The following is a 24,281-nucleotide window of genomic DNA, read 5'->3' on the forward strand; positions in this document are numbered from 1 at the left end:
GGCGGGAGACGCGACGGTGTCCGTACACCTCGGGACCAGCCGGTGGCTGCCCTTTCCGGTGGCCGCCGGAGCACGCCTGCGGTTGCTGTGCCTGCCGCATGCCGGGGCCGGCGCCTCGGCGTACCGGCAGTGGGGTGCGGGGCTGCCGGCCTGGATCGGCGCGGTGCCGGTGCAACTGCCCGGGCGGGAGACCCGCCTGGGGGAGCGGCCGTACCAGGACTGCCGGGCGCTGGTGACGGACCTGGCCGGCGAGGTCGAACCCACGTTGAGCCGCCCGTACGCCGTGTTCGGCCACAGCCTCGGCGCGCTGCTGGCGTACGAGCTGGTGCGGGAGCTGATCGAGCGGGGCTGCCCGCCGCCGGCGCGGCTGTTCGTGTCCGGACGCAAGGCCCCGCAGCTGGCCGAGACCCTCCCCCGGCTCGCCGGCGCCTCCCTCGACGAGCTGGCCGATCTATTGTGCCGGCTCGGCGGCACCCCGCAGGCGCTGCTCGGCGACCGCAAGGCGCTCGCGCTGATGGCACCGGTGCTGCGCGCCGACTTCGCCGTCAACGAGAGCCACCGCTACGCCTCGTACCCGCCGCTGGACGTGCCGATCACCGCGTTCGCCGCCACCGCCGACGCCCGCGCCTCCGTCGCCGACGTCGCCGCGTGGGGTGCGCGCACCGGCGCGGAGTTTCGCCGGCACACGCTGCACGGCGGTCACTTCGCCGTGCTGGAACAGGCCCCGCGGGTACACGCGCTGATCGCCGAGGAGCTCGCGCCGTGGAGCTGACCGTCCTGCCACCGCCGACCCACGGCCTGCGCCTGTGGCGGGTGCCGCTGGATCAGGACGTGGCCGCGCGCCGGCACGCCTGGACGCTGCTCAGCCCGGACGAGCAGGCCAGGGCCGGGTGCTTCGCCCTCGCCGAGGACCGCCACCGGTACACGGTGGCGCGCGCCGCACTGCGCACCGTGCTCGGCCGGGCCTGCCGCGTACATCCCCGGGCGCTGCGGCTGGCCACATCGCGGGCGGGCCGGCCGAGCCTGGAGCCGCGCGACGGCCCCGGCACCCGCCCGCTCGACTTCAATCTCTCCCACAGCGGCGACATCGCGTTGATCGCCCTGTGGCGGGGCGCGGGGCGCGTCGGCGTCGACGTCGAGCACGGCTCGGCACTGGTCGACTACGTCGCGGTCGCGCGGTCCGTGTTCCCGGCGGTGGAGGCGGACCGGGTCGCCGCCGCCCGGGGTGAGGACCGCGCCGACCAGTTCCTGCGCCTGTGGACGGCCAAGGAGGCCTACCTCAAGGCCCGGGGCGTCGGCATCGCCCGGCTGCGCGACGTCGTGGTGCGTCCCGGCACCGTGCGGCTGGGCACGGACCCGCGCTCGACGGGGCGGCTGTGGCCGCTCGACGTCGCGGCCGGGTACGTCGCGGCGGTGGTGCTGTGCCCGGGGACCCGTGCCGCAGGTCACCGGCCCGCGACGTCGAAGCACACCCGTGCGATGGAAGGTGGGCGATGGACGACCCTGAACTGTTTCGACCGGTACGCCTAAGACGTCTTCCGGCCCTACCGGCCCTGCCGGCCGTACGCGGGCCGGGCCTGGGTTCCCGCGACAAGGAGAAGCCGATGCCCACGAGCTTTGTCCACCATGTCCGAGCGACGCTGGAGCGGTACGCCGACCGGCGCCACTACACGTTCGTCCGGGAGACCCTCACCGGTGTGGTGGAGGAACGCACCAGCTACCGCGAGGTCGACGAGCAGGCCAGGCAGGTGGCCGACGGGCTGGCCCGGCGGCTGGCCACCGGCAGCCGGGTGCTGCTGGTCTACGCGAGCGGCGCCGAGTTCCTCGTCGCGTTCCTCGGCAGCCTGTACGCGGGCATGATCCCGGTGCCCGCGCCGATGCCGCACGACAGCCGCAGCATGAGGCGCATCTCAGGCATCATGATCGACGCCGACGTGCGCCTGGTGCTCACCGCAGAGCAGAGCGCGCCCGGCGTCGTCGAACTGCTGCGCGACGACGGCCGCTTCGACGCGCTCGACTGCGTCGTCACCGACGCCGTACCGCTGGGCGACTCCGCACGGTGGCGCATGCCCGAGGGCGTGGGGCCCGACACGGTCGCGTTCCTGCAGTACACCTCCGGTTCCACCAGCGAACCCAAGGGTGTGATCGTCACCCACGCCAACCTGCTGGCCAACGAGCGGGAGATAACCACGGCCTGCGCCATGAACGACGGCACGGTCCTGGTCAGCTGGCTGCCGCACTTCCACGACATGGGCCTGATGGGTGGGCTGCTCGCGCCGATGTTCATCGGCGGCGACGCCGTGCTGATGACCCCCACCCACTTCATCAAGCGGCCGGCGCACTGGTTGCAGGCGATGACCCGGCACCGCGCCACCAACACCTTCGCCCCGAACTTCGCCTACGACCTGTGCCTGCGCCGGGTCACCGACGAGCAGCTCCGCGAACTGGACCTGAGCACGCTGCACACCTGTGTCAACGGCGCCGAGCCGGTCCGCGCGCAGACGGTGGCGGACTTCACCCGCCGATTCGCGGCGGCGGGACTGCGCCCCGACGCCGTCAAGCCCGGCTTCGGCCTCGCCGAGGCGACGCTCGCGGTGAGCGCGACCCCGTACGGACGCGCCGCGGTCACCCGCGAGGTGGACCGGGAGGCGCTGGCCCGCCACGAGATCGTCCCTGCCCCCGCCGGGGCCGGCACGGTCCTGGTCAGCAGCGGCAGGCCGATCGAACAGCAGATGCGCATCGTGGACCCGCGGACGCGGCGGGTGCTGCCCGAGCGTACCGTCGGCGAGATCTGGACGCGCGGCGCCAGCATCGCCCGGGGCTACTGGAACAAGCCCGACGAGACGCGCGAGACCTTCGGGGCGCACACCACCGACGGCGAAGGCCCGTTCCTGCGCACCGGGGACCTGGGCTTCCTTCTGGACGGCGACGTCTACGTCACCGGCCGGCTCAAGGACCTCATCATCGTCAACGGCCGCAACATCTATCCGCAGGACGTCGAGCAGGTCGTCGAGTCGGTGCACCCGGCGCTGCGAGGCAGGATCGGCGCGGCGTTCGCGGCCGGCAGCGATCCGGAGCACATGGTGATCGTGCAGGAGACCAGCGTCCCGCAGCTACGCGGCCTGCCCGCGCGGGAACTCGCGTTGCGGGTGCGCCAGGCGATCGTGCGGACGTTCGACGTGTCCTTGCCCGGCGTCGTCCTGATCGCCTCCGGCGTGCCGCGCACCACCAGCGGCAAGGTCCGCCGGCGCGACTGCCGGGACATGTTCCTGGCGCACGAGTTCACCCCGGTGCACCAGGAACTCCCGCCGCAGGTGCTGGCCCTGCTGCCCGAGCCGGTCGGCGCCCCCCGGCGCTGACGCCGCCGCCCGGGCCGCCCGTACCACCGGCGACCCGACACCTCTGGAGGTCAAGGCACCATGGCAGTCACCGACACCGGCGACCAGGTCCGGGACACCGACATCGCGGTCATCGGCATGTCCGGGCGGTTCCCCGGAGCCTCCGACGTGGCGACGTTCTGGACGAACATCGCCTCGGGGACCGAGTCGATCCGCCGGTTCAGCCGGGAGGAGCTGCTGGCGAGCGGCGTCGACCCGGCCCTGGTCGACGACCCGGCCTATGTGCCCGCCCGCCCGGTGCTCGACGACGTACGCGGCTTCGACGCCGCGTTCTTCCGGTTCAGCCCCCGCGACGCCACCATCGCCGACCCGCAGCAGCGGCTGTTCCTCGAGTGCGCCTGGGAGGCGCTGGAGGTCGCCGGCTACCCGGATCCGGAGACGCGCGGCCGGGTCGGCGTCTTCGCCGGGGCCAACCTGAGCACCTACATGCTGGAGCGCGGTGCCCAGTTCGAGCAGGAACTGGACGCCGGCTCCTTCGAGGTGGTCATCGGCAACGACAAGGACGCGCTGTGCACCATGGTGTCGTACAAGCTGAACCTGACCGGGCCCAGCGTCTCGGTGCAGACGTTCTGCTCGACGTCGCTGGTCGGGGTGCACCTGGCCTGCCAGGCGCTGCGCGCGGGGGAGTGTGAGCTCGCGCTGGCCGGTGGGGTGTCGGTGCGGGTGCCGGACACGGTGGGGCACCTGTACGCGCCGGGCGGTCTGGAGTCTCCGGACGGGCACGTACGCACCTTCGACGCCGGCGTCCGCGGCACCATGTACGGCGACGGGGTGGCGGTGGTTCTGCTCAAACCGGCGCGGGCGGCGCTCGCCGACGGGGACACGGTGCTGGCGCTCATCCGCGGCTCGGCCGTGAACAACGACGGCACGATGAGGTTCGGGTTCGCCGCGCCGAGCATGGCGGGGCAGGCCGCGGCGGTCTCGGCCGCGCTGGAGAACGCGGGTGTGCGCGCCGACCAGATCGGTTACGTAGAAGCCCACGGGGCCGCCACCGAGCTCGGCGACCCGATCGAGGTGGCGGCGCTGACCCAGGCCTTCGGCGACGTCGCGCGGCAGCGGCCCTGCGTGCTCGGCTCGGTGAAGACCAATGTCGGGCACCTCGACCGGGCCTCCGGCGTCACCGGGCTCATCAAGGTCGTCATGGCGCTGCGCGAGGAGCTCATCCCGCCGACCCTGCACTTCCGCACCCCCAACCCGAAGATCGATTTCGCGGGCGGCCCGTTCCGGGTCAGCGCCGAGCCGGTGCCCTGGCCGCGGTCGGCCGGCCGGCCGCGCATCGCCGGCGTCAACAGCCTCGGCACGGGCGGTACCAACGCCCACGTCGTCGTGCAGGAGCCTCCGCCGGTGCCCGAGCGCCCGCCGGGTCCGCGCCGCCACCACGTGTTGCCGGTGTCGGCCCGCTCGGAGGCCGCGCTCGAGCAGTCCTGCGCCCGGCTGGCCCGGCACCTGGACGAGCGAGCCCCGCGCCTGGCCGACGTCGCGTTCACGCTGCAGGCCGGACGCCGGGTGTTCGACCACAGGCGGGTCCTGGTCGCGGCGTCGACCGCGCAGGCGGCGGCTCTGCTGCGCGGCGAGCCCACCGGTGGCGCCCCGGCCCGCACCCGTCGCGAGTCCTGGCGCGCCCGCCCGGTCACCTTCCTCATCGCCGGCGAGGGCGAGCAGTTCCCCGGCATGGTCGCCGGTCTCTACGCGACGGAACCGGTGTTCCGCGCGTACGTCGACGAATGCGGCGCGCTGCTCGACGAGCCGCTCGCCGTCGACGTCCGGGCGCTGCTGCTCACACCACCGCGCCCGGCCGGCCGGGAGGCCGTGTCGCGGGCACCGCGCGGGATCGAGGCGGAGGAGGATCCGCGCGCGGCGCCGCCGCGCCGCGCCGAGGTGGCCCAGCCCGCCGCGTTCGTCGCCGGATACGCGCTGGCCCGCACGCTCATGCACTGGGGCGTCACGCCCGGCGCCATGATCGGCCACAGCGTCGGCGAGTACGTGGCCGCCTGTCTGTCCGGCGTGCTGTCCCTGCGCGACGCGCTGCGGCTGGTGGCGTACCGGGCGCGCCTGATCGCGGCGCGGCCGGCCGGTGCCATGCTCGCCGTCGCGACCGGCGAGGCCGGGCTGCGCGGCCTGGTCCCGGACCTCGCCGCGCGGGGCGTCGACCTCGCCGCCGACAACGGCGACCAGGTCGTGGTCGCGGGCGCGACGGAGGCGGTCGCGAGGCTGGCCCGGGAACTGACCGGGCGGGGTGTGGCCTGCCGCGACCTGCGCACCACCCACGCGTTCCACTCCCGGATGCTCGCCGGCGTCCGCGACGAGCTCACCGCGTGGGTCGCCGCGTCGGTGACGCCGCACCCGCCGGTCCTGCCCTACCTGTCGAACGTCACCGGCGCCCTTGCCACCGCCGACCTGGTCACCGACCCCGGGTACTGGGCCGCGCACATGTGCGCCACCGTCCGCTTCGCCGACGCGGTGTCCGCGGCGTTGTCCGACCCCGACACCGGCTTCGTGGAGATCGGACCCGGCCGGTCGCTGGGCACCATGGTGCGCGCCCATCCGGCGTGCGGGCAGGACCGACGGTCCCTCATCCTGCCCACGCAGCCCGCGGCCGGGGACGGCCGGGCCGGCGACGAGGTGCTCGCCGAGGCGCTCGGCCGGATATGGCTCGCCGGCGCGCACGTCGACTGGCTCGCCTACCAGGGGCGCGACGGCGGGGCGCAAGGTCACGGCGGGGCGCAGGGTCTCGGCGGGGCGGTGCCGCCGGGCCGGGTGCCGCTGCCGACGTACCCCTTCGAACGCCGGCCGTTCTGGCTGGAGGCGCGGCGCGACGCCGCCACCGGACGGGCCACCGCCGGCCCCACCTCGCGCAAGGACGAGCTGGAGGCCCTGCCGCTGCTGCCCGAGGACCAGTGGCTCTACCTGCCCGTCTGGCGGCAGACCGCGCCGCGGCGGCCCGCGCCGGCCGGCGGCGTCTGGCTCGTGCTCACCGCACCGGGCGCGGAACCGGTCGCCGACGCCCTTACCACCCGCCTCGACGCGCTCGGCGCCTCGTACCTCCTGGTCTCGCCCGGCGCACGGTACGCCGAGGCCGGGGGCGGTTTCACCATCCGGCCCGGCGTGCCCGAAGACGCGCGGGCGCTGCTCGGCGCCCTCAAGGCGGCCGGGCGCATGCCCACCCGGGTGGTCCACCTGTGGCACCTGGAAACGCCCGGCGAGGCCACTGCCGAGGACCCGGCCGAGGACCCGGCCGATCGGGCCGTGCGGCACGGCCTGCACACCCTCGTCGGCCTGGCACAGGCCTACGGCGACCTCGGCCTCACCTGGCGGTGCGACGTCGTGACCACCGGCTCGCAGCACGTGCTGCCCGCCGACGCCGCGCGCATGCGGCCTGAGCAGGCCACCGCCGTCGGCGCGTGCCGGCTGCTGCCGGTGGAGTACCCGGGCACCGCGGCGCGCCTGGTCGACGCCGGGCAGCCGATCAGCGACGTGCTGACGCAGCTCGTCGACGAGCTGCTCGGCGAACCGGCCGACCGGGTCGTGGCGCTGCGCGAGGGACGGCGCTGGACGCCGTCGTACGACCCCGCACCGCGCCCGGCCGTCCCGGCCGGTGCCCCGCCGGTGCCGGGGCCGCGTCGCGGCGGCGTCTACCTGATCACTGGCGGCCTCGGCGCCGTCGGCATGGCACTGGCGCGACGCCTGGCCGGCGAGTACGCCGCCAAGCTGGTTCTGCTCGGCCGGACTCCGCTGCCGCCGCGGGGCCGGTGGCCGGCCGTGCTGGGCGATGAGGCCGCGGCCCTGGAGTGGCCGGCCGTGCTGGGCGGCGAGGCCGCGGCCCTGGATCTGCGGCGCCGTCTGCGGGACGTGCTCGAACTGGAGCGCCGGGGCGCGGAGGTGACCGTCGTCAGCGGCGACGTCGCCGACCACACCGTGGTGCGGCAGGCCGTCGATCTGGCCAAGGAGCGCTACGGCGGCCTCGACGGGGTGCTGCACGCCGCCGGCGTGCCCGGCGCGGGCCTGACCCGGTTCACGACCATCGCCGGCATCGACCAGGTGCTGGCGCCGAAGGTGGCGGGCACCCGGGCGCTGCTGCGGGAGCTGACGGGCGAGCAGGTCCGGTTCGTGGTCCTGTTCTCCTCGACCGATGTGGCCACCGGCGGCGGCGCGGGCCGGCTCGGCTCCTGCGCCGCCAACGCCTACCTCGACGCCTGCGCGTACGCCAGGCCGCTGTCCGGCACCCGAGTCGTCTCGATCGGCTGGGGCGAGTGGGTCTGGGACACCCGGGCCGATGGCCGGAGCGGGTACACCCCCGAGGCGCGGGAGCTCTCCATCCGGCGGCGGGCCGCCTTCGGTATCGGGCAGGAACAGGGCTGGCGGGCGATGCTCGACGCGCTGCGCGGCGACGAGCCGCATCTGGTCGTGTCCACCCAGGACTTCACCGAGATCGTCGGCCGGAGCCTCCGGTCCACCTTTGAGGACCCGCACGAGACGTCGCGGCCGGCCGCGCTCGTCGACGCCACCACACCGGCGACGGCGCCCGAGGACGCCGAGCCGGGCGCGGACCGGCAGGCCCGCGTCGACCGCCGCAAGCAGAGTCTGCGGGCCAGGAGACGCTGAGTGACCGCGCCGGCCACCGGGCCGCCGGCCCGGTGGCCGGTCATCCGGACGGCGCGAAGCTCAGAGCACCGTCGTGCGGCCGAGGCCGCGGCTCAGCCGCCAGATGGCGTAGGTCCCGGCGGCGGCGCCGACCGTCAGCAGTACGGCGGCCGGAAGCAGCGTTCCCTGCACGTTCCCGCGCAGCGCGGCCTGCAGCATGGACAGGGCCCAGTAACCCGGCGACACCGGTGCCACCACCTGCAACCACCCGGGGAACATGTCGACGGGGACGAACGCGCCACCCAGCGTGGTCAGCGTTAACGCGCCGATGTCGCAGGTCGCGCTCAACTCGCCGTGGCTGCGGACCGTGGCCGCGATCGCGGTGCCTATGGCGAGCAGGGTCGCGCCCCAGGAGGACACCGCGAGCGCCACCAGCCACGGATTCCCGGCCGGACGCACCCCGATCACCAGCATGCCGTAGGCCAGCAGGATCGTCTGCTGCGTGAGCAGGACCAGGAAGACCGGCAGCGCCTTGCCGAGCAGCAGTTCGGCGGTGGTGGCACGGGTGGACCGCAGCCGGTCCCAGGTGTGCCAGGTCCGTTCCGTGAGCGTCGCGGTGCCGACGATGGCCAGCGCCAGCGTCGAGAAGATCACCAGCATGCCGGTCACCACTTGCGTCGTGCCGCTGGAGAACGCACGGTTGTAGATGGGCTTGAACACGAGCATGAGGATCATCGGCATCAGCAGGTAGCTGATGAACTGGCCGGGGTCACGCAGCCGCAGGGCCCAGTTGATCCGCGCGAGGGCGAGAACCCGGTACAGGGATTCGGTGAGCATCGGTCACGCCAGCGACCGGTAGAGGTCGTCAATGGAGGCCTTGCGTATGTCGATGCCGTGCACCGGGCCGTGTGGCCCGCTCAGCAGCTCGACCAGGGTCTTGGCGGCGTCGTTGGTGCGCATCCGGAGCTCCTTGTCGTCGATGTGTACGCGAACCTCGTCTGTCAGGCCGCTGAGCAGTTCCTCGCTGGTCCCGCGGGCGATGATCTGTCCACGCTGCGCGACCGCGAGGGTGGCGCCGAGCTCGGCCAGCTCGGGCAGGTAGTGCGTGGTGTACACGACCGCGGCCCCGGCGGCGGCGCGCCGGCGCACCGCGGCCAGCAGCGATTGCCGGGTCTGCGGGTCCGCGCCGGCGGTCGGCTCGTCGAGCAGGAGAAGACCCGGCCGGTGCAGGAGCGCGATCGCGGCCTGGATCCGCCGCTGCTGCCCCCCGGAGAGCAGCCCGGCGCGCCGGTCGAGAAGGTCTGTGAGCAGCATCGCCTCGACGACCTCGTCCATCGCGGCCGCGAGTGCCGCCCGGCGCAACCCGGCCAACCGGCCGTAGAGCACGAGGTGCTCCCGGGCGGTGGCACCGGGATAGAGCGCGATGTGCTGCGGGGCCACCCCCAGATCGCCCCGAGCGGAGCGTGGCGCCCGGCCGCCGATCGTCACCGTGCCGGCATCGGCGCGGGCGAGACCGCAAACGATCTCCACGAAGGTGGTCTTCCCCGCGCCGTTGTGCCCGACCAGGCCGACGACCTCACCTGGCTCCACGACGAGCGTGAACCCGTCGAGGGCGCGTACGTCGCCGTAGCGCTTCGTCAAGCCGACCGCTCGAAGCATCGCGACCTCCTCAGTCTACGCCGTATACCAGTCTACAGTGTAGACTGAGACGATGCGGAAGCTCAAGGACTCGCGCCGAGCCGAGATCGTCGATGCCGCCCTGTTCGTCGCGGCCGAGCAAGGCATCAAGGCGGTGTCGATGCGCGCGGTCGCCGCCCGCATCGGACTGACGTCGATGGCGCTCTACGGGTACTTTCGCAACAAGGACGAGCTCCTGGACGCCATCATCGGTCGCATGCTCGCCGACATCTCCCGGCCGGCGAGCGGTCTCGACTGGAGGGAGACGATCCGGCATCTGGCCGCCGAGGTCCGTTCCGTGGCGCGCCGGTACCCCTCCGTCGTCCCGCTGTTGTTCACCCGTCCGGCCGTGAGCCCGTCCGCGATCATGGTCATCGACCTGCTGTTCGAGGCGTTGCTGCGTGCCGGTGTCGAGCCTGCGCAGGTGCCCAGGATGGAGCGGATGATCAGCACCTTCATCATCGGATACGCGATCTCTGAGGTCAGCGGCCGGTTCTCCGAGGGCTCGCTGGACACCCGCAGCCGCCGCGCCCAGCTACGGCCCGACCTGCTGCCGGGTCATCGGCTGCTGGCGGAGCATCTGGACGCCCCGGTGGACTGGGACGCGGAGTACCAGGCCGACCTCGACGATTTCCTCGACGTCGTGGCGGGACTGGCCGCCCGCGATCGGGGCCACCGGGCGCCGATCGCCGAGCCGTGACCGAGCCGGTCGCGCGCGGCTCGCGTACGCGGGGCAGGTATACCGGGCGTGCCGGCCGGCGTGGCGGGTGCGGGGGCCTAGACTGCGGCATCATGGCCGTACAGATTTCACCCAGCATTCTGAACGCCGACTTCGCCCGGCTCGCGGACGAGGCCGCGAAGGTGGCCGGTGTCGCCGACTGGCTGCACGTCGACGTCATGGACAACCACTTCGTGCCGAACCTCACCGTCGGGTTGCCGGTGGTGGAGTCCCTGGTGAAGGCGACCACTCTGCCGCTCGACTGCCACCTCATGATCGAGGATCCGGACCGCTGGGCCACCGGTTACGCCGAGGCGGGGGCGAGCAGCGTGACGATCCACGCCGAGGCGGCGACCGCGCCGGTGCGCACGCTGCGCCGCATCCGCGAGGCGGGGGCCCGCGCCGGGTTCGCCTTCAACCCCGGCACCGCCGTGCAGGACTATGAGGACCTGCTCGGCGAGATCGACATGCTGCTGGTGATGACCGTGGAGCCGGGCTTCGGCGGGCAGCCGTTCCTCGACATCATGCTGCCCAAGATCCGCAAGGCCCGCGAGCTGATCCGCAAGCACGGCGGCGAGATCTGGCTCCAGGTCGACGGCGGCGTCTCCGCGGCCACCATCGAGCGCTGCGCCGAGGCCGGCGCGGACGTGTTCGTCGCGGGCAACGCCGTCTACGGCGCCGACGACCCGGCCCGCGCCGTTCGGGAGCTGCGCGCCCAGGCCGCCCGCCTGGTCTGAGGCCGCCTCAGGCCAGGCCGCCGCTTGCCCTGATGTTCTGCCCGGTGACCCACCGGCCGCCCGGCCCGGCGAGGAACGCGACCACGTCCGCGACGTCCGACGGCTCGCCGAGGCGCCGCAGCGGGGTGATCGACGCGGCCACCGCCAGGGCCTCCGCGGGGTTGGTGGCGCGCAGCAGGTCGGTGTCGGTGGCGCCGGGCGAGACGGTGTTGACGGTGATGCCGCGCGGGCCGAGTTCCTGCGCCGCGACCAGGGTCAGCTGCTCGATGGCGCCCTTGCTGGCGGCGTACGGCGCGATGCCGGGGGCGGAGCGCACGGTGTTGATCGTCGAGATGTTGACGACACGGCCGCCGTCCGGCATGTGGCGGGCGGCGTAGCGCAGGGTGACGAAGACGGTCCGGGCGTTGCCCGCCATCACCCGGTCGAACACCTCGTCGTCCAGCTCGGCCAGCGGCGTCGGGACGAACTCCAGCGCGGCGTTGTTGACCAGGACGTCGAGGACGCCGAGCCGTTCCGCGGCGGTCTCCATGAGCCGCGCGGCCGCGCCGGGCTCGGTGAGGTCGGCCCGCACCGCGTGCGCGGTGCCGCCCGCCGCCTTGACGGCCTGCTCCACCTTGCCGGCCGCGCCGGCGTTCGAGGCGTAGGTGAACACCACCTCGGCGCCGTCCCTGGCCAGCCGCTGGACGACGGCCCGGCCGATGCCCCGCGACCCTCCGGTCACCACGGCCTTCTTGCCCCGCAACGCCGTCACGGCGGCCTCCCGCTCTCTCGCGACCCCGGCGGACGATCTCACCGTCCAACCTACGGCGCCCGGCACGCCCCCGCGGTGGGCCGGGCTAGGCGAGGGCGGGGTCCAGGATGATGTCCCTGCCGTGCGTGGTGGGCGCCTCGGGGAAGTGGCACGCGGTCAGGTGCCCCTCGTGGTTGCCCTCGATGCGGGTCAGCGGCGGCTCCTCCAGCGCGCACTTCTCCTGCGCCTTCCAGCAGCGGGTGCGGAACCGGCAGCCGGACGGCGGGTCGATGGGGGACGGCACGTCGCCGGTGAGCCGGATCCGCTCGATCGGCGGCTTGTCGTCCAGGTCCACCTCGGGCACCGCGGACAGCAGCGCGTGGGTGTACGGGTGGCGGGGCCGCTCGTAGATCGACTGGCGGTCGCCCACCTCGACGATCTTGCCGAGGTACATCACGGCGACCCGCTGGGAGAAGTGCCGCACCACGGCCAGGTCGTGCGCGATGAACAGGAACGCGATGCCGAGGTCGCGCTGCAGCTGCTGCAGCAGGTTGACCACCTGGGCCTGGATCGACACGTCCAGCGCGGACACCGGCTCGTCGGCCACGATCAGCTTCGGCTCCAGGGCGAGGGCCCGGGCGACGCCGATCCGCTGCCGCTGCCCGCCGGAGAACTCGTGCGGGAACCGGTTGTAGTGCTCGGGGTTGAGCCCGACGATCTCCAGCAGCTCCCGGACCCGCTTCTGCCGGCCGCCGGGCGGGTTGATCCCGTTGACCTCCATGGGCCCGCTGATGATCCCGCCCACCGTGTGGCGGGGGTTCAGCGACGAGTACGGGTCCTGGAAGATCATCTGGATCTCGGACCTGATCGGCTTGAGCGCCCGGCGGCTCGCGTGGGCGATGTCGTTGCCCCGGTAGCGGATCTGCCCGGCGGTGGGCTCCAGCAGCCGGGCCACCAGCCGCCCGGTGGTCGACTTGCCGCAGCCGGACTCGCCCACCAGGCCGAGGGTGTGCCCCGCCTCGACGGTCAGGTCGACGCCGTCCACGGCGTGCACGCGCCCGATCTGCCGCTTGAAGACGAGCCCGCCGGTCACGGGGAAGTGCTTGGTCAGGCCGGACAGCTCCAGCAGGGTCTCACTCACAGTCGTTCCTTGATCTGGCCGTCGAAGATCTCCCGCTTCTGCGCGAGCGTCAGGTAGCAGGCGTCCCTGTGCCCCTGGGCGGGGGAGAGCTCGGGCCGCTCGGTGGAGCACACGTCCCCGCCGACCAGCTCACGGTAGTCGCACCGGGGGTGGAACGGGCAGCCGGGCGGCGGGTTGAGCAGGCTGGGCGGGGTGCCGCGCACCGGCATCAGCGGCAGGTCGACGTTGGAGTCGAGCCTCGGCATCGAGCCGAGCAGCCCCCAGGTGTACGGGTGGCGCGGCTCGCGCAGCACCTCGCGCACGCCGCCCTGCTCGATGGCCCGGCCGGCGTACATCACCAGCACGTCGTGCGCGGTGCGGGCCACCACGCCGAGGTCGTGGGTGATCAGGATGATGGAGGTGCCGAACTGCTGCTGCAGCTCCTTGAGCAGGTCGAGGATCTGCGCCTGCACCGTCACGTCCAGCGCGGTGGTCGGCTCGTCGGCGATGAGCAGGTCGGGGTCGCAGACCAGCGCCATGGCGATCATGACGCGCTGGCGCATGCCGCCGGAGAACTGGTGGGGGTAGTCGTCCACCCGGCTCTTGGCGTGCGGGATGCCGACCCGTGTCAGCATCTCGACGGCCCGGTCCCTGGCCTCGCGCTTGCTGACGCCCTTGTGCTTGCGGTAGGTCTCGCTGATCTGGCGGCCCACCGTGTGGTACGGCGACAGAGAGGTCAGCGGGTCCTGGAAGATCATCGCGATCCGGTCGCCGCGCAGCTTCTCCATCGTGGCGCGCGGCGCCCCGACGAGCTGCCGGTCCTCCATCCAGATCTCCCCGCCGATCTTGGTGGTGGACGGGTCGTGCAGCCCGAGGATGCTCAGGGTGGACACCGACTTGCCCGAGCCGGACTCCCCGACGATGCCGAGGGTGGTGCCCTTCTCCAGGTCGAACGAGAGCCGGTCCACCGCGTGGACGACGCCGTCCTCGGTGCTGAACTGCACGGACAGTTCCCTGACCGACAGGAACGGCCCGGGGCCGCGCGGCGCGGCCGGTTCGCGTTCCCAGGTCACGGTGGTCACTCGGTGCTCCTTGAGGTGGTCGCTGCGGGCATGTCAGGTGAGCCGCACGCGGGGGTCGATGACGGCGTACAGGACGTCCACCACGATGTTGAGTACGACGATGGCGAACGCGCCGACCAGTGTCACGCCGAGCAGCATGGGCAGGTCGGTGTTCTGCACGGCGCGCACCGCGAGCTCGCCGATGCCGTGCAGGGTGAAGGTCTGCTCGGTGATGATGGCGCCGCCGAGCAGGGTGGCGAGGTCCACGCCGAAGATGGTCACGATGGGGATCATCGCGCCGCGCCAGGCGAATCTGAGGAAGACGGTGCGGCTGGACATGCCCTTGGCGCGGGCGGTCCGCACGTAGTCCTCGGCGAGCTGCTCCACCATCACCGAGCGGGTCATGCGGGTGTAGTTGGCGGTGAAGATGATCGACAGCACCACCCAGGGGATCAGCAGGTGGACGAACCAGCCGAGCGGATCCTCGGTGAAGGGGATGTAGGAGGGCCGGGGCAGCAAGCCCATGCTGTCCACGATGAAGAACACCAGCAGGGGCCCGACGAAGTAGATCTGCAGCGACGCGCCGATCACCGACGAGGTGCTGGCGATCTTGTCGAGCGGCTTGCCCTGCTGCCACGCGGCGATCATGCCGGTGATGACGCCGAACGAGAGGATCACCACGGCCGCCCCCGCGGTCACCGACAGGGTGACGGGGAAGCGGTCCAGGATCGCGGAGAACACCGGCTCCTGGGTGGCGAAGGAGTAGCCGAGGCAGGGCGCGTCGCACGTGCCGAACTGCACGAGGTCGCGGCCGGTGAAGATGCCGGCCAGCCAGTGCCAGTACTGGACGAACAGCGGCTCGTCCATGCCCAGGTTGTGACGGATCAGCAAGAGGTTCTGCGGCGGGCAGATCTTGCCGCAGAACGCGCGGGCCGGGTCACGGGGCACGGCGTAGAAGAGGAAGAACGTGACGGCACTGATGATCAGCAGGATCACGACGGCGCCGAGGACTCGGCGGACGAAAAACCGGAACATGGCCCCTCGGGCTGCTTCTCCTGCCGGCAGAACCGGTGGTCGGACGGGCGGGGTGGTCCGCGGCCGCCGCCGTACCGGGCACAGGTCCGGTACGGCGGCGCCGCGAGTGATTACTTGACGTACACGTTCAGCGGGGACTGCTCGCCCGACAGCGGGTCGAACTCGACGCCGCCGAGCCCCGAGCCGTACAGACCGAAGTAGGTCTGGTAGTACTCGGGCACGATGGCCGCCTGCTCCATGATCTTCTTGTCCAGCGCCGCCCAGGCCTTGCCGGCCTCGATCGGGTCGGCGATGGCGTTGGCCGCGTCGATCCCGGAGTTGATCTCCGGCACGTTCAGGTGGCTGTAGTTGGAGGCGTTGTCGGTGATCAGCCGGCCGTCGAACAGCGGCTGGATGGCGGTCGAGCCGGTCGGCCAGTCGGCGGCCCAGCCGCCCCAGTAGATGTCGTACTTGTTGTCCACCGGGCCGATGGCGTCGTAGTAGGTCGCCGGGTTGAGCGGCTTGGCCACCACCTTGAAGCCGGCCTTGGTCAGCGCGTCCTTGATCGCGACCGTGATCTTCTCCTGGGTCGGCGTCTGGTTGTAGGCGTAGACCACGGTCGGGTTGGGCTGCCCGGCCTCCGCGAGGAGCTTCTTGGCCCCCTCGGGGTCGCCGGTCGGCTTGGCCCGCATGCCGTACAGGTCGAACGCCTCGTAGCCGAGCACGGTCGGGCTCATCACCGTCGTGGCGATCTGGCCGGTGTTGACCTCACCGCCGGAGATGAGCTGCGCCTGCTTGGACGGCCACGCCTTGATGATCGCCTGGCGCACCTTCAGGTCGGTGATGCGCTTGGTGTTGATGTTGTAGAAGGTGGTGAACGGCGTGAGGCCCTGCACCGAGCGCGCCATCGCCTCGGGGTTGTTCAGCACTTCCTGCACCCGCTCGGCCGCGATGGCGTTGTGGAAGGTCATCGCGGTCTTGTCCGCGCCGCTGTCCGCGAGGAAGCGCTCGGTCGAGTTCTGCGCCTGGACGCCGAACTCCATGTGCCACTTGTCGGGGAACGCGTTGCGGATCGGGTCGGTGGCCGGGTCCCAGTTGGGGTTGCGCTCCAGGTCCAGCGACTTGTCCGTGACGTGGCTGGCGATCTGGTACGGCCCGGAGGAGAAGGGCTTCTTGTCGTACTTCTCCTTGGTGTCCTGCGCCTTCGGCACCGCGCCGTAGCCGGTCATGGCCATGGTGAAGTTGAAGTCCGGGTGCGGGGCGGTCAGGGTGAACACGACCGTCTTGTCGTCGGGGGTCTGGATGGCGTCCAGCGACTTGCCGTCGTAGGGCCCCTCGTACGCCTTGCGGTAGTCGCCCTCGACCAGCCACTGCTGGACGTAGGTCGGGCCCTCGGTGATGAACGGCGCGTACAGGCGCTCGATGCTGTACTTGATGTCAGCCGAGGTGATCGGCGTGCCGTCCTGCCACTTCAGGCCGTCCTTGAGGGTGAACTTCCAGGTCTTGCCGCCGTCGGTGGTGGTGCCGGTGTCGGTGGCCAGGTCGCCGACAAGCTTGATCTTGCCGTTCTCCTGGCGGTAGCCGGTGAGCTGCCGGGTGAACAGCAGCGAGACGGTGGAGTTGTAGTTCAGGTAGATGCGCCCGGGGTCCAGGTGGGAGAAGTCGTCCCGGTCGATCATGTTGACCGTGCCGCCGCGCTTGGACCCGGCGACGGTGGGGGCCGGGCCCTTGGAGTCCTCGGCCGTGCCCACGGTGATGGTGCCGACCGCGGTGTTCTCCAGCGGCTTGCTCGGCGTGCTGCCCGCGGTCGCCGCGGGGCCGCCGCCCCCGCCCTTGGCGCAGCCCGTCAGCGTCAGTGCCCCGGCCGTGAGGATCACCACCGCGGCGGTGCTCCTGCGTGAGAGTCTCATATCGCCCTTCCTGATTCCTGAGATATCTGGTGCCGGCCCTGCGGGAGGACGGCGGAGTAGCGGCTCATCGCCGGGTCTTGGGGTCGAAGGCGTCCCTGAGGGAGTCACCGAGCAGGTTGAAGGCGACCACGAAGATCACCATGGAGACGCCGGGGAACACCAGGTAGGTGATGTCCTGGTGGTAGACGTTGGAGCCGACCAGGAACATGCGGCCCCAGTCCGGCGTCGGCTCGGTCATTCCGACGCCGAGGAAGCCGAGTCCCGCCTCCGCCCCGACGTACAGCGGGAGCGCGAGGGTGGACTGGATGATGATCGGCGTCCACAGGTTGGGCAGGAGCTCCTTGAAGATGATGCGCGCGGGGGAGGCCCCGGTGACCCTGGCCGCCTCGATGAACTCGCGCTCGCGCAGCGACAGCACCTGCGAGCGCAGCAGCCGCGAGATGGTGGCCCAGCCGAGCACGGTGAGCACCACGCAGATGGACACGTAGCGCAGCCAGACCGGGGTCTCCTGCTCGGGCGAGACGAACGCCGCCTCCACCACCGGCAGGAACACGATCAGGAACAGCTGGGAGGGGAACGCGAGCAGCGTGTCGATGATCCGGCCGATCACGTAGTCGGTCTTGCCGCCCACGTAACCCGCCCAGATGCCCATCACCACGCCGATCAGCGTCGTGATGATGGTCACCACGATCGCGATGGACAGCGAGGTGCGGATGCCGTACACGAGCTGCGTGAAGACGTCGCGGCCGAGGCCCGGTTCGAGGCCGAACCAGAAGTCGCCGCTGACGCCGCCGTTCGGCGCGATCGGGTAGCCGTAGTCGTTGAGCAGCCCGGGGGTGTTCTGGCCGTAGGTCGTGTACGGGTCCTTGCCGTACAGCCACGAGATCACCGGCGCCAGGAGCGCGACGAGGAAGAAGAAAGCCACGATGCATGCGGACGCCACGCCGGTGCGGTCCCGGCGGAAACGCCGCCACATCAGCTGGGACGGCGAGCGTCCCACCGCTGGTGCGGCGCCGGTCCCGGCGGGCGGGGCCCCGGCGGTGCCGGTGGGCGCGGAGCCCGCCTCGGGCGTGGCGGGAGAGGGGAGAGTCATCGTGTGGCTGCCACCAGAGATCGATCAGCAGGAAATCCTGACTTGAGGGAACCTTGGCAATTTATTACCTGTGGGTCAATGTTCTCGACGCCTGTCCTCGTCCTTTTTGGAGTTCGTTGTGGAATGTCAATCAGTTCGTGTCCACACACCCATTGACCTGCGTCGACGTGGTGGGTCACACTATCCATCGCCCGTAATGTTCATTGTCACGGTTCTGTGACACAAGCATGACGTGGCCATGACGAATCCCCCCGAATTTGACCATGGTTCGCAAATCATCATTGATCACCCTGTCTTCGAACATAGGTATGCATAAGGGGTGGATACCCCTGTCTTTGCTCGAACTAGCGCTTGGTTCAGCGCTGGGGTGTGGGGTTACGCCCCCTTTGCCAGACGTGGCACACTGAGGGACAGAGCAGCGTGCTCCGGGGTCGGTGAAATTCCGAACCGGCGGTGACAGTCCGCGACCCGGCCGAGTCCATCGGCCGGTGGACCTGGTGGAACTCCAGGACCGACGGTGAAAGTCCGGATGGGAGGAAGCGCGCGAGCGTCCGGCGATCCGTCGCCGGGCGCGCACTGGTGCGTCGCCGCACCCGATCACCCCGGAGTTCGCCGTGGCAAGTTGCTACTGGCGAGTAGGAGGGGCCGGGTGGGGCGAATGTTCACCGGTATCGTCGAAGAGCTTGGGGAGCTCACCGATCTGCTGGCGCTGCGGGACGCGGCGCGGCTGTCGATCCGCGGCAAGACCGTCACGGAGGGTACCCGGCACGGCGATTCGATCGCGGTCAACGGCGTCTGCCTGACCGTCGTGGACGTCGACGACGACATTTTCACCGCAGACGTCATGAAGGAGACGCTGGACCGCACCGCGCTCGGTTCCCTCGTCCCCGGCGCGCGGGTCAACCTCGAGCGCGCCGTCCGCGCCGACCAGCGCCTCGGCGGCCACATCGTGCAGGGTCACGTGGACGGCACCGGCACGGTCGCCGCCCGCGAGCCGGCCGAGCACTGGGAGACCGTGCGGTTCACCCTGCCCCCCGGGCTGGCCCGGTACGTGGCGGAGAAGGGCTCGGTCGCGGTGGACGGCGTCAGCCTCACCGTCGCGGCCCTGCACGACGAGGGGTTCTCGGTCGGGCTCATCCCCACCACCCTGAACCTCACCACGCTCGGCCTGCGGCGGCCGGGCGACCCGGTGAACATCGAGGTCGACGTGATCGCCAAGTACGTCGAGCGGCTCACCGTGGCCCACCGCGCGGACGCCGCCTCATGAACTGGACCCAGGCGGGCTTCACCCTGCTCGGCCAGCGCGTGCTCTGGATCGACCTCGTCGGCAACGTCTGCGCCCTGGCCACCGTGTGGCTGGCCATCCGGCGCACCATCTGGACCTGGCCGGTGCAGCTGGTCGGCTCGGTGCTGCTGTTCGCCGCCTCGGTGCAGGCCCACATCACCGGCAACGCGCTGAAGCAGGCGATGTTCGGGGTGCTCGCCGTGTACGGCTGGATCCGCTGGTCACGCGGCACCAGGGACGGCGGGGAACTCGCCGTGCGTCCCGGGCGGACCCGCGAGCGGATCACGCTGATCGCGGTGATGGTGGCCGCGACCGCGCTGGTCGCCGTGTTCTTCACCGTCACCGGATGGTCGTGGGCGCCCCTCCCGGACGCCTACATCTTCGTGGGCAGCGCCGTCGCCACCTACGCCCAGGGCAAGGCGCTGATCGACTTCTGGTGGATCTGGGTCGCGGTCGACCTGGTGGGCGTCCCCCTGGCCTTCCAGTCGGGACTGGTGGTGTCCGGCGTGGTGTACGGGATCTTCTTCGTCCTGGTCCTGCTGGGATTTCGCGAATGGCGCCGGCAGTACATCCGCCGGCTGGAGGTGGCTACGGCATGAACGACATCAGGTTCGACCCGATCGAGCGGGCGATCCGCGACATCCGCCATGGGCTGCCCGTGGTGGTCGTGGACGACGAGAACCGCGAGAACGAGGGCGACATCATCTTCGCCGCCGCCAAGGCCACGCCCGAGCTGCTCGCCTTCACCATCCGCTACACCAGCGGCGTGATCTGCGTCCCCATGCTCGGCGCCGAGCTGGACCGCCTCGGGCTGCCGCTGATGGTGCAGCAGAACCGCGAGCGGCTGCGCACCGCGTACACCGTCAGCGTGGACGCCAGGGACGGCGTCACCACCGGCATCTCGGCCGCCGACCGGTCGCGGACCATCCGCACCCTGGCCGACTCGGCCACCGAGCCGTTCGAGCTGGTCCGCCCCGGGCACATCTTCCCGCTGCGCTACCACGAGGGCGGCGTGCTGGCCCGGCGCGGGCACACCGAGGCCGCGATCGACCTCGCCCGTCTCGCCGGGCTTTCCCCCGCCGGCGTGCTCGCCGAGGTCGTCAACGACGACGGCACCATGGCCCGGCTGCCGCAGCTGCGGATGTTCGCCGACGAGCACGGCCTGGCGCTGGTGTCCATCGACCAGCTCGTGGAGTACCGCCGCCGCACCGAGCGGGTGGTCACCCGGGTCGCGGTCACCGACATCCCCAACAAGTACGGCCTGTGGCGGGCGCACGGCTACGCCAGCGGCATCGACGGCGGCGAGCACGTCGCGCTGGTGTACGGCGACCTCGGCGACGGGGACGACGTGCTGGTCCGCGTGCACTCCGAGTGCCTGACCGGGGACGTGCTCGGCTCGCTGCGCTGCGACTGCGGCGTGCAGCTCGACCACGCCATGCGCGCGGTGGCCGCCGCGGGCCGGGGCGTCGTCGTGTACCTTCGCGGCCACGAGGGCCGCGGCATCGGCCTGATGGCCAAGCTGAAGGCGTACAGCCTGCAGGACGGCGGCAGCGACACCGTGGACGCCAACCTGGAGCTCGGCCTCCCCGTGGACGCCCGCGAGTTCTCCAACGCCGGCCAGATGCTCGCCGACCTCGGCGTCAAGTCGGTGCGTGTCCTCACCAACAACCCCGCCAAGCTCCGCGGCCTCGACGGCTACGGCATCAAGGTCCTCGGCCGCGAGCCGATGCCGGTCGCCTTCAACGAGTTCAACATCAAATACCTCACCGCCAAACGAGACCGCCTGGGCCACCAGATGGAGAACCCCACCATGAACGCGGGCACCGAGGCCGCACCCACCCGGCACCGATCGGGGGAGAACGGCACCGTGACGAACGGATCCGCCACCCACGGAACGGGGGCCGACGGGACCGTCACCAACGCCTCCGGCGCCGCGACGGTCGTCGCGCCGCGGAACGGGAGCGGTGTGAACGGCGCCGGGGCCACCAGGTCCGGGGGCGACGGGAGCGAGGCGAACGGAGCCGCGACGGTCGTCGCGCCCAGGAACGGGGCCGAGGACGCGGTGGACGTGGCCTGGCGCGCGGGCGTGGTGCGGGCATGAGCGGGACGGGGCGGCCGGACGCCGCGCCGTTCGCCGCGGGTGGTCTCACCGTGGGGATCGTCGCGGCCCGCTGGCACCAGGACATCACCGACCGGATGGTCGCGCGCGCGGAGGCCGCCGTACAGGACTGCGGCGCCACCGCGGTCACCGTCCGGGTCGCCGGGTCCCTGGAGGTGCCCGTCGTGGCCCAGGCCCTGGCCCGGAGCTGCGACGCCGTCGTGGCGCTCGGCACCGTGATCAGGGGCGAGACCGCGCACTTCCAGTATGTCTGCGATTCGGTCACCTCCGGACTGACCAGGGTGTCGCTGGACGAATCCACCCCCGTGGGCAACGGGGTCCTCACATGTGACAACCTTGATCAGGCCATCGACCGCTCGGGCCTGCCGGGCAGCCACGAGGACAAGGGCTACGAGGCCACCCTCGCCGCCATCGAGACGGCCCTGCTCCTGCGTGACCTCAAGGCCCACGACGTGAACGGCTTGCCCTGAGCCGTCCCGCCGCCTCCTCTCCGGGGTCTCGCGGGACGCGAAGGACCGCGAGCCCTGAAAGGGATGAGGGAAGTGCCGCGCCGACCCACCCGCCGCCCCCACCGGGCAGGCCCGCGTGCCTGACGACGCCCCCCCGCTCCCGGCCCTCCCGGTGGTCTGGCGCCCCCGCCGCGCCCGCGTCCTGGCCTACGGCTTCGCCTCGATCATGGTCGCCGGCGCGATAATCCTGGCCGTCCTCCTGCCGCCCCCCTTCGGCCTCCCCGACAAGATAGGCGTGGCCCTCTTCGGCTGCCTGATCGCCTACATCCTCCACCTGCTGGGCCGCCTAAGAGTGGAAGCCGACACCAAGGGCGTGACCGTGGTGAACGCCATCCGCACCCACCGCTACGAATGGCCGGAAGTCCTGGACGTAACCCTCCCCGAAGGCGAACCCTGGCCGAGAATCGACCTGGCCGACGGCTCCAGCGTCGGCGCCATGGGCATCCAAGGCACCGAAAAATCCCGCTCCCGCCAAGCCGTAACCGAACTCCGCACCCTAATCCACCACTACGGCGAAGCCCCCGACCAAACCTAACCCCACCCCCACACGATCCACCCCGGCGCGATACCCACCGCGTGTGATCCGCGCCCGCGCGGTGCCCGCGTGCGTGCGATCCACGCGCCGCGCGTGCCGGCCCTGGTGTAGTCCGCGCCTGCGTGTGATCCGGGCGGTGGCCACCCATGTGTGATCCGCCCACCGCGTGTACCCGCCCACCGCGTGTACCCGCGCGGGGATCCGCGCGCCGCGCGGTGCCCGCGTGCAATTGTGTCCGCTCTTCCCGGCGCCGGTACGGCGGGTCGTGGTGCGGCGAACTCGGCGCCGTCGTACGGCGGGAAACCCGCGCGTGCTGGACGCCTTGGGAAATGGTCCTTGCGGAGGGCGCGCTTCGCGCGGAGGCGCAAGGGCTGTATTGGAGCGGGGGACACCCCCGCACCCCCGAAGCCTGCCGGCGCCGTCCCTGTCCCACCGCCCCAGACTCCGTCCCTCCGGCATCGACCGCTTGCCTCTGCATGGACGACGTCGCCCGGTTCGAGTCCGTCTCGGCGTTCTTGACATTGAAGAGATGGGGGAGGCACCAAAGGTGCCAGGCGAATCCTGGCGCGGACCCCCATCAGGGGATACCTGCACCGTCGATCAGCGCACGCATCGTGGTCAGGGGCATCGATACCTGCGGCGCACGTGGTCGGCGCGGAAGCCGGTTCCTCGCCGTATGACGGCGCCGAATTCGCCGTACCACGTCTCACCGCGTCGGCGCCGGAATAGCTATCCCGGTATGTGCGGATGTGCCGCGCGTGCGGCCGGTGGCACTGGATGCCGAAGGGGTGTCCGTCGAGTGGCGTGCTTCCTTACCCCGAACTGAAGATCCAAGGTGCTCCGGTACCTGGTGATCGATGCCTGTGGCGTACGTGGAGGTCGGCGTGGAAGCTGGTTCGCCGCCGTTCGGTGGTGCCGAATTCGCCGTACCAGGTCTCACCGCGTCGGCGCCGGAATAGCTGTGCGGGGTACATGGGGATGCGGCGCGGGTGGTGACGTCCCGTCAGGTGGTGTGATTTCCGTGGCCGTGATCATGAACGCGCCGCCCTCGGTGCCAGGTGGCCGGCCATCGACACCCTTCACGAAGATTCCCAGGAGTTACACCACTTTAGGGGACGTCACCGCGCGGGGGTGGGAGTCCAGTGGCCCGCGAGGCCGAAGGGGGTCCGTCAAGATCGCCATGACCCCACCGCTGCATGGGGCGTCACCTGCCGAAGTGGCCGTCGTCTGTGAGTCCGTTTCTCCGGCACGGGGAAGGGGTGCAGGCGTTTCGCCGTGCGTGATGCCTGCCGGCGCCGGTACGGGTGGCGCCGGCGAACGGCGGGGAGGAGGGTCAGGGGTGGTCGGGGAGGGGTGGGGGGTAGCGGTTTTTGCGGCGGGATTCGGCTTGGGTCTGTTCGTCCAGCTGGCGGGCCAGGTCTTCCAGGTCGTCGGCGCCGACCACGTTGGCGACGCCGAAGCGGGCGGCGGTGGAGGACCAGGGCTGGCGGCGGTAGGCGATCCAGCCGCCGTAGAAGTCCATGATCTCCCAGCGTCTGCCATGCAGTTCTCGTACCTGAGCGAGGCTGGGGCCGGTCACGTGCAGGGGCCGTAGAGCAGGCCCCCGAAACGGTCAGATCCATCCACGTCCCCACGCGGCCCGGGGCCACCCACCGGGCTCCCCCCACGGCAGGTCCCGCCCACCGGGCTTCCCCCACAGCGGTGCGCGCCCACTGGGCTTCCGCTACGGCGAGGTCCCCCCACCGGGCTCCCCCCATGGCGATGCGCGCCCACGGGGCTTCCCCCACGCCTAGG

General features: G+C 71.7%; 19 protein-coding genes, 1 pseudogene and 1 riboswitch. Of the genes and pseudogenes, 11 read left to right on the forward strand and 9 right to left on the reverse strand.

Annotated features, from left to right (window positions below; genetic code table 11):
* Positions 1-16: 16 nt before the first annotated feature.
* From ACFP1K_RS27595 to ACFP1K_RS27610, 4 genes are all read left to right on the forward strand, one after another.
* Complete coding sequence (locus ACFP1K_RS27595) at positions 17-772, forward strand: thioesterase II family protein (RefSeq protein ID WP_380758566.1); 756 nt, start codon at positions 17-19, stop codon at positions 770-772.
* Complete coding sequence (locus ACFP1K_RS27600) at positions 763-1,530, forward strand: 4'-phosphopantetheinyl transferase family protein (protein ID WP_380758568.1); 768 nt, start codon at positions 763-765, stop codon at positions 1,528-1,530. Before ACFP1K_RS27595 ends, ACFP1K_RS27600 begins: the two co-directional genes overlap by 10 nt.
* 74 nt (positions 1,531-1,604) lie before the next feature.
* Positions 1,605-3,359 (forward strand): fatty acyl-AMP ligase, encoded by a 1,755-nt coding sequence (locus ACFP1K_RS27605; protein ID WP_380758570.1) that lies wholly within the window; start codon positions 1,605-1,607, stop codon positions 3,357-3,359.
* 60 nt (positions 3,360-3,419) lie between these two features.
* Positions 3,420-8,000, forward strand: coding sequence for a type I polyketide synthase (locus tag ACFP1K_RS27610; protein ID WP_380758572.1), 4,581 nt, complete (start codon positions 3,420-3,422; stop codon positions 7,998-8,000).
* Positions 8,001-8,060: 60 nt separating this feature from the next.
* On the opposite strand, the gene ACFP1K_RS27615 is transcribed toward ACFP1K_RS27610, so the two are convergent.
* Complete coding sequence (locus ACFP1K_RS27615) at positions 8,061-8,816, reverse strand: ABC transporter permease (protein ID WP_380758574.1); 756 nt, start codon at positions 8,814-8,816, stop codon at positions 8,061-8,063.
* A 3-nt stretch (positions 8,817-8,819) separates the two neighbouring features.
* Positions 8,820-9,638, reverse strand: coding sequence for an ATP-binding cassette domain-containing protein (locus ACFP1K_RS27620; RefSeq protein WP_380758577.1), 819 nt, complete (start codon positions 9,636-9,638; stop codon positions 8,820-8,822).
* 52 nt (positions 9,639-9,690) lie between these two features.
* Between ACFP1K_RS27620 and ACFP1K_RS27625 the strand changes: the two genes are divergently transcribed.
* Both ACFP1K_RS27625 and rpe read left to right on the forward strand, forming a co-directional pair.
* Positions 9,691-10,356 carry a TetR/AcrR family transcriptional regulator gene (locus ACFP1K_RS27625; RefSeq protein WP_380758579.1) on the forward strand — a complete coding sequence of 222 codons (666 nt, stop codon included), beginning with the start codon at positions 9,691-9,693 and terminating at the stop codon, positions 10,354-10,356.
* A gap of 92 nt (positions 10,357-10,448) precedes the next feature.
* The gene (gene rpe / locus ACFP1K_RS27630) at positions 10,449-11,111 is read left to right on the forward strand and encodes a ribulose-phosphate 3-epimerase (protein ID WP_380758581.1); all 663 of its coding nucleotides are present in this window, start codon (positions 10,449-10,451) and stop codon (positions 11,109-11,111) included.
* Between the two features lie 7 nt (positions 11,112-11,118).
* Here rpe and ACFP1K_RS27635 read toward each other — a convergent pair whose 3' ends face one another.
* The 6 genes from ACFP1K_RS27635 to ACFP1K_RS27660 all read right to left on the reverse strand — a co-directional run bounded on the left by ACFP1K_RS27635 (position 11,119) and on the right by ACFP1K_RS27660 (position 18,039).
* Positions 11,119-11,904 (reverse strand): SDR family oxidoreductase, encoded by a 786-nt coding sequence (locus ACFP1K_RS27635; protein WP_380758583.1) that lies wholly within the window; start codon positions 11,902-11,904, stop codon positions 11,119-11,121.
* Between the two features lie 43 nt (positions 11,905-11,947).
* Entirely contained in the window at positions 11,948-12,982 is a 1,035-nt protein-coding gene (locus ACFP1K_RS27640; RefSeq protein WP_380758585.1) for an ABC transporter ATP-binding protein, read from the reverse strand.
* Entirely contained in the window at positions 12,979-14,043 is a 1,065-nt protein-coding gene (locus ACFP1K_RS27645; RefSeq protein ID WP_380758587.1) for an ABC transporter ATP-binding protein, read from the reverse strand. The genes ACFP1K_RS27640 and ACFP1K_RS27645 overlap by 4 nt, the downstream gene beginning before the upstream one ends.
* 33 nt (positions 14,044-14,076) lie before the next feature.
* The gene (locus tag ACFP1K_RS27650; RefSeq protein ID WP_380758589.1) at positions 14,077-15,057 is read right to left on the reverse strand and encodes an ABC transporter permease; all 981 of its coding nucleotides are present in this window, start codon (positions 15,055-15,057) and stop codon (positions 14,077-14,079) included.
* Between the two features lie 110 nt (positions 15,058-15,167).
* Positions 15,168-16,946 (reverse strand): ABC transporter substrate-binding protein, encoded by a 1,779-nt coding sequence (locus tag ACFP1K_RS27655; RefSeq protein ID WP_380758591.1) that lies wholly within the window; start codon positions 16,944-16,946, stop codon positions 15,168-15,170.
* Between the two features lie 64 nt (positions 16,947-17,010).
* On the reverse strand, positions 17,011-18,039 hold the full coding sequence (locus ACFP1K_RS27660) for an ABC transporter permease (RefSeq protein WP_380758593.1): 1,029 nt from the start codon (positions 18,037-18,039) through the stop codon (positions 17,011-17,013).
* A gap of 416 nt (positions 18,040-18,455) precedes the next feature.
* A riboswitch (FMN riboswitch) is annotated at positions 18,456-18,586 on the forward strand.
* A gap of 111 nt (positions 18,587-18,697) precedes the next feature.
* On the opposite strand from ACFP1K_RS27660, the gene ACFP1K_RS27665 reads away from it, so the two are divergent.
* From ACFP1K_RS27665 to ACFP1K_RS27685, 5 genes and pseudogenes are all read left to right on the forward strand, one after another.
* Entirely contained in the window at positions 18,698-19,306 is a 609-nt protein-coding gene (locus tag ACFP1K_RS27665; protein WP_380758595.1) for a riboflavin synthase, read from the forward strand.
* Positions 19,303-19,923 (forward strand): nicotinamide riboside transporter PnuC, encoded by a 621-nt coding sequence (gene pnuC / locus ACFP1K_RS27670; protein WP_380758597.1) that lies wholly within the window; start codon positions 19,303-19,305, stop codon positions 19,921-19,923. The genes ACFP1K_RS27665 and pnuC overlap by 4 nt, the downstream gene beginning before the upstream one ends.
* Positions 19,920-21,125: pseudogene (locus tag ACFP1K_RS27675) on the forward strand (bifunctional 3,4-dihydroxy-2-butanone-4-phosphate synthase/GTP cyclohydrolase II); the annotation flags it as partial. The gene pnuC and the pseudogene ACFP1K_RS27675, both read left to right, overlap by 4 nt.
* A 296-nt stretch (positions 21,126-21,421) precedes the next feature.
* On the forward strand, positions 21,422-21,913 hold the full coding sequence (gene ribH, locus ACFP1K_RS27680; protein ID WP_380758599.1) for a 6,7-dimethyl-8-ribityllumazine synthase: 492 nt from the start codon (positions 21,422-21,424) through the stop codon (positions 21,911-21,913).
* A gap of 115 nt (positions 21,914-22,028) precedes the next feature.
* The gene (locus tag ACFP1K_RS27685; protein WP_380758601.1) at positions 22,029-22,487 is read left to right on the forward strand and encodes a PH domain-containing protein; all 459 of its coding nucleotides are present in this window, start codon (positions 22,029-22,031) and stop codon (positions 22,485-22,487) included.
* Between the two features lie 1,333 nt (positions 22,488-23,820).
* On the opposite strand, the gene ACFP1K_RS27690 is transcribed toward ACFP1K_RS27685, so the two are convergent.
* A complete protein-coding gene (locus ACFP1K_RS27690; RefSeq protein ID WP_380758603.1) occupies positions 23,821-24,066 on the reverse strand; it encodes a hypothetical protein in 246 nt (81 codons plus the stop codon).
* Positions 24,067-24,281 lie beyond the last annotated feature (215 nt).

This window comes from Sphaerisporangium aureirubrum, from assembly GCF_042658925.1.
Taxonomy (GTDB): Bacteria; Actinomycetota; Actinomycetes; order Streptosporangiales; family Streptosporangiaceae; genus Sphaerisporangium; species Sphaerisporangium aureirubrum.

Excerpts from the sequence above, each read along its gene's own strand:
- ACFP1K_RS27610 (WP_380758572.1), top strand. The coding sequence starts at position 3,420 with ATGGCAGTCACCGACACCGGCGACCAGGTCCGGGACACCGACATCGCG.
- ACFP1K_RS27605 (WP_380758570.1), top strand. The coding sequence starts at position 1,605 with ATGCCCACGAGCTTTGTCCACCATGTCCGAGCGACGCTGGAGCGGTAC.
- ACFP1K_RS27620 (WP_380758577.1), bottom strand. The coding sequence starts at position 9,638 with ATGCTTCGAGCGGTCGGCTTGACGAAGCGCTACGGCGACGTACGCGCC.
- ACFP1K_RS27650 (WP_380758589.1), bottom strand. The coding sequence starts at position 15,057 with ATGTTCCGGTTTTTCGTCCGCCGAGTCCTCGGCGCCGTCGTGATCCTG.
- ACFP1K_RS27625 (WP_380758579.1), top strand. The coding sequence starts at position 9,691 with ATGCGGAAGCTCAAGGACTCGCGCCGAGCCGAGATCGTCGATGCCGCC.
- rpe (WP_380758581.1), top strand. The coding sequence starts at position 10,449 with ATGGCCGTACAGATTTCACCCAGCATTCTGAACGCCGACTTCGCCCGG.
- ribH (WP_380758599.1), top strand. The coding sequence starts at position 21,422 with ATGAGCGGGACGGGGCGGCCGGACGCCGCGCCGTTCGCCGCGGGTGGT.
- ACFP1K_RS27660 (WP_380758593.1), bottom strand. The coding sequence starts at position 18,039 with ATGACTCTCCCCTCTCCCGCCACGCCCGAGGCGGGCTCCGCGCCCACC.
- ACFP1K_RS27615 (WP_380758574.1), bottom strand. The coding sequence starts at position 8,816 with ATGCTCACCGAATCCCTGTACCGGGTTCTCGCCCTCGCGCGGATCAAC.
- ACFP1K_RS27665 (WP_380758595.1), top strand. The coding sequence starts at position 18,698 with ATGTTCACCGGTATCGTCGAAGAGCTTGGGGAGCTCACCGATCTGCTG.
- pnuC (WP_380758597.1), top strand. The coding sequence starts at position 19,303 with ATGAACTGGACCCAGGCGGGCTTCACCCTGCTCGGCCAGCGCGTGCTC.
- ACFP1K_RS27655 (WP_380758591.1), bottom strand. The coding sequence starts at position 16,946 with ATGAGACTCTCACGCAGGAGCACCGCCGCGGTGGTGATCCTCACGGCC.